Origin of the sequence: Paraburkholderia sp., assembly GCF_035656215.1 — a bacterium.
GTDB lineage: Bacteria > Pseudomonadota > Gammaproteobacteria > Burkholderiales > Burkholderiaceae > Paraburkholderia.
The window spans coordinates 1-7,100 of record NZ_DASRSY010000037.1 but is presented as its reverse complement, the minus strand read 5'-3'; the positions used below and the strand labels follow the sequence as shown (position 1 = coordinate 7,100).

General features: G+C 63.7%; 6 protein-coding genes. 1 reads left to right on the top strand and 5 read right to left on the bottom strand.

Translation table 11 applies throughout. The features are described 5' to 3' along the window. The 4 genes from VFE81_RS01955 to VFE81_RS01940 form a co-directional block, all read right to left on the bottom strand. Positions 1-718, bottom strand: a 718-nt coding sequence (locus VFE81_RS01955; protein WP_325042980.1) for a sugar phosphate nucleotidyltransferase, incomplete at its 3' end; no start/stop codon positions are given. A gap of 91 nt (positions 719-809) precedes the next feature. Further along, positions 810-1,643, bottom strand: a complete 834-nt coding sequence (locus VFE81_RS01950) for a class I SAM-dependent methyltransferase (protein WP_325042979.1) — start codon at positions 1,641-1,643, stop codon at positions 810-812. 53 nt (positions 1,644-1,696) lie between these two features. Further along, on the bottom strand, positions 1,697-3,622 hold the full coding sequence (locus VFE81_RS01945; RefSeq protein ID WP_325042978.1) for a serine aminopeptidase domain-containing protein: 1,926 nt from the start codon (positions 3,620-3,622) through the stop codon (positions 1,697-1,699). A 158-nt stretch (positions 3,623-3,780) separates the two neighbouring features. Further along, complete coding sequence (locus tag VFE81_RS01940; protein WP_325042977.1) at positions 3,781-4,779, bottom strand: glycosyltransferase family 2 protein; 999 nt, start codon at positions 4,777-4,779, stop codon at positions 3,781-3,783. 218 nt (positions 4,780-4,997) lie between these two features. Between VFE81_RS01940 and VFE81_RS01935 the strand changes: the two genes are divergently transcribed. Beyond that, positions 4,998-6,455, top strand: coding sequence for an oligosaccharide flippase family protein (locus VFE81_RS01935; protein ID WP_325042976.1), 1,458 nt, complete (start codon positions 4,998-5,000; stop codon positions 6,453-6,455). A gap of 42 nt (positions 6,456-6,497) precedes the next feature. On the opposite strand, the gene VFE81_RS01930 is transcribed toward VFE81_RS01935, so the two are convergent. Continuing rightward, positions 6,498-7,100: glycosyltransferase (locus VFE81_RS01930; RefSeq protein ID WP_325042975.1), on the bottom strand; the 603-nt coding region annotated here is incomplete at its 5' end.

Here is a 7,100-nt window from a genome sequence, read left to right as displayed (position 1 = left end):
CGCTGTTCCACCAGTAGTCACCCGAGGCGACATAGCGTTTGGCAAGCTCCGCATCGGGTTTTTCGACGAAGCGTTCGATCGTGCGCGCCCCGTGCATGCCGAGCGCGCTACCCGTGCGGATATAGCCATAGCCGGTTTCCGCGCGCTGCGGCGGCACGCCGAGCGTCACGATCGCACCGCGCGCAGCATGAGAGATCGCTTGCGTGAGCGCCGTGCCAAAAGCCGCATGATCGGCAATCAGATGGTCCGCCGGCAACGCGACGATGATCGGATCGTCCCCGGCCGCTGCGGCCGCGCGCGCGGTCAACGCGGCAACGGTCAGCGCCGGCGCGGTATTGCGCGGCACCGGCTCGAGCACCATCCGCACCGGCCGGCCGCACTGTTCGAGACGTTCGAGCGTTTGCAGGCGCAAGTCCTCGCAACAGACCACGAGCGGCGTGGCCATGCTCAGCGGAGTGCCTGCCGGCATCTCAGCCGCCGTCCCGCTACCCGCCGCCTTGGCGAACGCAAGGTCGAGCCGGCGCAGCGTTGCTTCGAGCAGCGATTCGTCGCCCATCAGGCCGATCAGTTGTTTCGGATTGCGTTCGCGTGACAACGGCCATAGCCGCGTGCCCGAACCGCCCGCGAGAATTACCGGCTGGACCGACAAACGCGTGGCCTTTCCGGTGATGCCCGCAGTCGACGCGAGCGGATTGCCTGGTTCAACGATGCGATTCATGTCCGCTTCCCGTTAGTGTTCAATCTGGCTTGTTGAGGTTTTTTATGTATGCGACGCACGTGGTTCGTCGCCTTCGCCCGAGCAGCGGCGGTCAGTCGAATGGACCCGCGGCAACCGGCTTGCGCGCGATGAAGTGGAACCACCACGTGTCACTGATTTCCACGTCGTCAGCAATGCGGTTGCCTTCGCAACTACCGAACACCGCATTGGTCTGAAAACCGATCTGCGCGAGTTGCCGGCGCTGCTCACTCAGCGTCGTATAGACGATCACAATGCCGAAGTTGTGCGCCGCCGCCGTCTTCACTGCGTAGCTGCCGTAGTCGTGATTCAGCTTCACGTGGCGCACATAGTTCAACGTGCCGAGCTGAAAGCGCCGCATCGAGCGCAGCGTGCGCCAGCCGAGCCTGAGCGGATTGAAGGTGAATTTCGGCAGCAATTGCCAGATGTTCTCGCGGTAACCCGGGCCGCCGCGGTTATGCGATGAAAACAGCACATAACCGCCGGGCCGCACCACGCGATACATCTCTTTGAGAATCTCCACGCGATCCTCGTAGTCCACACAGTCGATGCCGTTCCAGCTGAACGCCGCAAGCCCGTAATGCCCGGACCGCAGCGCTGACATGTCGCGCGCATCCATATGCCGCAAGTCGCGCTCGGGATAGCTCGACTTCGCGATTTCCAGAAGTTTCGGCGTGTAGTCGACGCCGATGTAGTCGTTCGAGATCGCAGTCATCAGCGGAATGGTGCGGCCCGTACCGACACCGATATCCAGCAACGGCTCACCGGCGCAGCGCGGCGCGAGCCACTCGAACGCAGCCTGTTCGCCCAGGTCCGAGAACGTTTTCCCGAGCCTGAATACGCGGGTCGCATCCGGCGAATTCCATGCGATACGGTTGACGCGGTCCAACTCGGATTGACTATTCATTGCCTTGCTCCATCAAAGTGGAAGCGCACTGGATCGGCAACCCGATGCGTTCATTACGCTTCGCCTGATAGACGAAGTGCGCGTGCGCGTTTTAGAAACCACTGTGTGGTGCGCGCATGGCGCCAGTCGAGCCGCGCGCGGCGCGTCCCACCCCCAACAGATGACTCGGGCTGACGGGTTTCGTCGAAGGTGCTTCGAAAAAAATCTTCGAAGTACGACATCACGTTTTCTTGTGCACGGGCCGACAGAATTGCGTGATCGGTGCGCTCGCAAAAAGCCACGCCAATCCGGCCGAAACGCCGCAGCCGCCCACCACGCACACCGAAGTAGCGTTCGAGTTCTTCGACCCCCTCGTCCAGCACACCGTATAAAAGACGTGCATCGACGCCTCGCGCATGCAGCGCGGTGAAGAGGCGTTGCTCCTCTCTCGATCCCAGTTGGACCCCGCAGATACGTTCGACACGGTCAGCAAGGGCCGCGCCAAATCTGGCCGCGAAGCGCGCCGCAAGCTCGCGCGCAACAGGCAGGCCGCCCGTCTGCCCTCGAACGACGCGAATCCATTTGCGCGGCTGGCACATCGAGCGCAAGTAAGTGCGCGTCGAACCGAAGGCCGCTACCGGGACGGCCGGCTTGCCGTGTTCATCGCAGATGTTCTGCCACGTGAACTTCTGCAAATTGACCAGCACGGCGCCAATCACCGCCGGTTCACGCGCCGCGGCATGCAGACCGACGAAAGCGCCCGCGCAGATGCCGAGCAGCACCGCGCCGCGATGTCCTTGCGCCGTCAGCCAACGCGCCGCGCACGCGGCATCGTCGGCGCCCGCCTGTGCATACAGTGCATCGAGACTCAGCGCATCTAGCGATGGCTGGCTGTCGCCCAAACCGCCGAGGTCGACACGCAGCGACGCGATACCCTGTCGCGCGAGGCGTCGCGCAAAGCGCACGCCAAGTCGCGCATTGCCGATTCGCGACACAGCACCGGTATTCAGCATCAACACCGCGGGTGCGGCGGCGGTGCGCGATTCGGGCGTGCAGTAGATGCCGAACATCCTGCCGCCGTCGAGCCACACCGGCGTTTCGATCACGCCCGGCTCGACGCGGTGGCCCGAGGTGGGATTGCCCATGCGATCCGCCATAAGCTCAGTCAATTGATCGGCGTGGGAGCCAGCGTCGCTGTCCGCAGCCATGCGCTCAAGCGCCACCGGATTGCCAGCAGCGCATGTCAGCCAGTCTTCGATCGACCGAAACGCTGCCTGCGGAATCTCGCTATCGAGCGCCTCCATCATGAACTTCGCGTATTCGTCGAACGATTGCCGTTCCACGTGCACGCCTTTTTCACGATAATGCGCAACCAGCTCGTCAACCCGCGCCGGGTCCAGCGAATCCAGTACCAGCACACGCTCAGCCGGGCGAACGGCGTCGCGCTGCAAATCGACTGCGCGCAAGCTCTCCAGCGTATCGCCATAGAGACGAAAACCGTACGCTTCGACGAATGCATCGGTATCGGGCTCGGCTTCGCAATCCATCGCGGCCGGCATCAACAGCCACTTGCGGTAATGCGCACGCAATTCGCGCTGATAATTCTTGCCCGACAAAACCGGCGCCAGCAGCACCAGACCATCCACACCGCCGAGTTCCTGGGCGGCCAGCGCCGCGAGCGTCCCGCCAAGACGCAGCCCGCACAGCGTCACGTGCTCGACACCGGCGGTCTCACGCAGCAGCGCCACGGCCTGCTTGATGCTGTCGATCCACGCGCGCCAGCGGCCCGGTTCGCTCGCTTCTCCCGCCGCATCGCCCGTGCCTGGGTAGTCGAATCGCAGCACCGGCATGCCGCGCGCGGCGAGGCGCTCCGCCAGCCTGCGCATGCCGCGATAGGTGCACAGTGCGTCGTACCCGAACGGGTAACACAGCACCACGCCACTTGGCCCTTCTGCCGGATGCAACCATCCGAACCGGCCATCGAACACTACTGGCCTCACGCTAGTCTCCTCAGCGGCTCAACGCCGCTTTCGATCACTACAACAAACACCGTCTGATTCATCTGTACGCCCTCCCACACCAGGTCGGACTCCGATGCTTATGCGGCTTAACGAGTTACACGTCGCGACAACCGATTCGCCCCAGGTCGACGTGCCGTTCAGTTGCCGTGCGACGCGCGCGAGGCAAAGGTCGACCGGGTGGCGAGCAGCACGTGATAGAAAAACCGCGCACGCAGCCGGTCGCGCATCGGGTAGTGCCGCGACAACAGCACACGCCATGCGGCGGCTGACTCACCGGCGCGCGCGTAGGCGGATGCGGCGCGCGGCGCCACGCGCCGCAGCGCGTCCTCGCGTGCGGCCTGCGCAGCCACGGGCACGCTGCTCGCGCGCAATTGCGCAAACGCGTGCATGGCCGGCAATGCGTGGGTCGATATCGACAGCGCCGTTTCGCGCGAAACCGACACGAACTCGTCCTCGAAACAGATCGCGACAGCGTCGACACTAAGCCGCAAGCCAAAATCGAAGTCGCACGCTTCACCGACCTCGGCGGCCGCGCGATACGCGATCCGGCGCGCGGCCAGGGTATCCACCAGATAGCCGTTGTTCGGGAACATCTGGTCGATGCCCGCCAGCGCCGGCACCGGCAGACGGCCGGCGCGTTCAGGCACGCGCAGATAATCGTGGTTCAGGCGTTCGGTGGCTTGCGGCCGCGGTGTGCCGTCGTCGGCGATCACACGTTGTTTGCCGAACGCCGCGGTCAACTCGGGATGCTTGTGCCAGCATTCGTCCAGACAGGTCAACGCGTTCGGCTCGAGCAGATCGTCGTCGTGTAGCAGTACAAGGCGCGCGCCTTGTGCGCGCGCAAACAGCCGGTTCACGTTGGCCGCCTGTCCCAGCCGGGGCAGATTGCGTTCATAACGGATCGGGAACGGCCGCGTGCTACGCACGCGGCAACGCTCCACCACTTGCCGCGCGCTGTCGTCGTTCGAATCGTCGCCGATCACGATTTCACACTCGCCATACGTCTGCGCATAGCAACTGTCGATGGCCTGTTCGAGCAAGGCGGGCCGATTGCAGGTCGGAATGCAGATGGAAATCAGGCGCGCGGATAACGCCCCGCCACTGCCCCGGTCGGCCTCGTTCGTGGTCTCACTCATGGGTGCTCCGAAAACCGTAACGGATTTCATTTAACCCCGCCGGACCACGAGAATCTGTACGCCCACCCACACATGCGCAAAGGACGAAGGTGCACTATCAAGGCATATGACAGGCCGGCGTCATCGTTTCAAACGCGCTGCTGGGTGCGGCTGCGCACCGACAGCGTTCACGATCGATCACACCATTCAAATGACTTCACCCGCCGGAAACGCGCACCATGGAAAGAAGTATCGTCAAGAACATCTTCATCAATTTTGCAGGAGCGATCGCTCCGACCTTCATCTCTCTCGTCACCGTGCCCGCCTATATTCATCTGATGGGCGTCGAGCGATATGGGGTCATCAATCTGGTGTGGACGCTCATCGGCTACTTCAGCGTGCTCGATCTCGGCACGAGTCTCGCCACCGAAAATCAGATCTCGAAGGCGCGCGCCGCCAAAGACGACTCCATCGAGTGCATCTTCTGGAGCGCCTGGTTCATGAATCTGGGGACCGGCATCGTGGGCGGCCTGCTGGTGTACCTCGGCGCATTTCTCTACATCACCCACGGCGTGAAGATCGAACCCGCCTTTCAGCACGAGGTGATGGCGAGCCTGCCGTGGATCGCGGTGGCCGTGCCGATCGCGAACGTCTCGTGGGTCTTTGCCGGCGCCATCAACGGCGTGGAGCGCTTCACCAGCTTCAATATCAACCAGACCCTGGGCACGGCACTGTTCCAGTTGCTGCCGCTGGCGTCGATTTTCTGCTTCTCGCCATCGCTCGCGGTGGTGATTCCGGCCGCGGTCGTGGCCCGTCTGATAGCCGGCGTGTTGCTCGGCGCGGCGGCGTTCCGCGCAATCGGCATTCGCCGCATACGGCTGCCCCAATGGCGCGTGATGGTCGAACTCTTTCGCTATGGCCGCTGGATGCTGATGTTCTCGGGCGCCAACATGATTGCGTCGACGCTCGACCGGGTGCTGGTCGGCGCGCTGATGGGCGCGCGCTTCGTCACTTACTACGCGACCCCGCAGAACCTCATTACGCGTCTGAACCTGCTGCCGATCGCGATGGTGCGCACGCTCTTCCCGCGCCTGTCAGCCGTCTCGCGCGCCGACGCCGACGCGCTTGCGCATAGCGCCCTCGCATTTCTGAACGGCGCCTTCACGCCCTGCGTGATCGTCGCGCTGTTCGCACTCAAACCCTTTCTGACGTTATGGCTGGGGCCGACGTTCGCGGCCGCGGCGCCGGTGGCCGGCGTGCTCGTGCTGGGCGTGTGGCTGAGTGGCCAATGTGGCATTCTGGGAATTCTGATTCAGGCGCAGACAAGCCCCGCCTATGTGGCCGGCGTGAGCTGGCTCGAACTGCCGGTGTTCGCCGGCGCGCTGTGGTGCGGGATTCACTGGTTCGGGATCATGGGCGCGGGTGGCGTCGTCGTGATGAAATCGCTGTTCGACTATGCCGTGCTGCTGGTGTTCACGCGACTGCATGTCTGGTCCATCGTGCGCAATATGCTGGTCCATCTCGTGTTCCTGGTCGTCGCACTGGTGCTCTCCGAGGAGATCACCGCGTTGCCGACGCTGATCGCCGCGGCGCTTGTCATGGCGGCGGCGAATCTGGGGCTATCCCTGCATGGATCCAGCGAACTCAGGAGCGTCGTCTACAAACTCTGGACGCGCGTCACGCTGTCGGCGAGTTAGGCAGCCGATTGAAGCGGGCCACGCTACGCGGCCCGCTTCACATCACAACTGAGTCGACCGCGTAACGACATCCGACACCGCCAGCGTGGTCGTAGCGAGGTTGGGCGCGCTGCCGACCCGGGTTGCAATGGTCGCAAAGCGGCGCGGCTGGCAACTCGCCAGGGTACGTTCGTAAATCGACAGATAGCCGTCACTCACTTGCTGCATGCTGAACTTGTCAAGGTTCTGCGTCGCCCGCACAGTGAGCGCAGCGTGCGCGACGCGGTCGGTCAGGAGCAGCCCGAGTGTCTCTGAAAGTGTGACCGGATCGTGAGCCGGCACCAGCAGACCGGCCTCGCCGTCATCCAGCATTTCGGGAATGCCGCCCACGCGGGTCGCCACGATGGCGCGTCCCGTCTCGCGCGCTTCGCATAGCACCAGTCCGGCCGCCTCATAGTGCGATGCCAGCGCGAAAACGTCGGCCTGCGCGAGATAAGCACGTGGGTCGGCGACAAAACCTTCGAAGTGCGCGTGCCCGGCAACGCCGAGTTGATCGGCAAGCGCTTCCATCGCGGCGCGGTCGGGTCCATCGCCGACGAGATACAGCACCGCGTCAGGCACGCGCTGGCGCAGCAAAGCGAAGGCGTGCAGCAAATCGCCGATTCC